We start from the raw sequence: 516 nt of genomic DNA on the forward strand, positions 1-516 counted from the left end.
GCAGCTCCATTTTACACAAACGCTCACAGCAAAAATTGCAGGTGAGCTTGGCGTTAGGCATCCAACATGAACAAAGCTGTACGAGAGTTGCTAAACCGAGTTGAAGATGTCGCAGATTTTTCAGGTGTAAAGCTAAACGACATAAATGATATCAATAGTTTCGGTGACAATGCTTTACATTGTGTATGCGTCTGGGGAGATGTTGAGGCTGCCAAATTGCTCGTGGAGAATGGAATCAGTATCGAGCAGAAAGGTGAAGGTGGTTTCACTCCATTAAAAGTTGCAAAAGATTTTGGGCATATAGAAATAGTAAAATACTTAATATCCAATGGGGCAAATACCGAGGCCCTAGGCGCGGAGTTTGAGTTTAATCCAAACGCAAATGCTCAGCACATGGAAAAAATTCAACAAGGAATCGAAGAATTGCAAAATAAAATACAAACAGAGTGCGGAAAAAATGCCTAGTATCAAGCCTGAAGTGCGACAAAGGTTGTTAGTTTCCATATAGAATATCCG

General features: G+C 40.7%; 1 protein-coding gene. It reads left to right on the forward strand.

Annotated elements, in window-relative coordinates:
- The first annotated feature begins 66 nt into the window (after positions 1-66).
- Entirely contained in the window at positions 67-465 is a 399-nt protein-coding gene (locus tag IDZ20_RS06945; RefSeq protein WP_188150703.1) for an ankyrin repeat domain-containing protein, read from the forward strand.
- The last annotated feature ends 51 nt before the right edge of the window (positions 466-516 follow it).

This window comes from Teredinibacter waterburyi (assembly GCF_001922985.1).
Taxonomy (GTDB): Bacteria; Pseudomonadota; Gammaproteobacteria; order Pseudomonadales; family Cellvibrionaceae; genus Teredinibacter; species Teredinibacter waterburyi.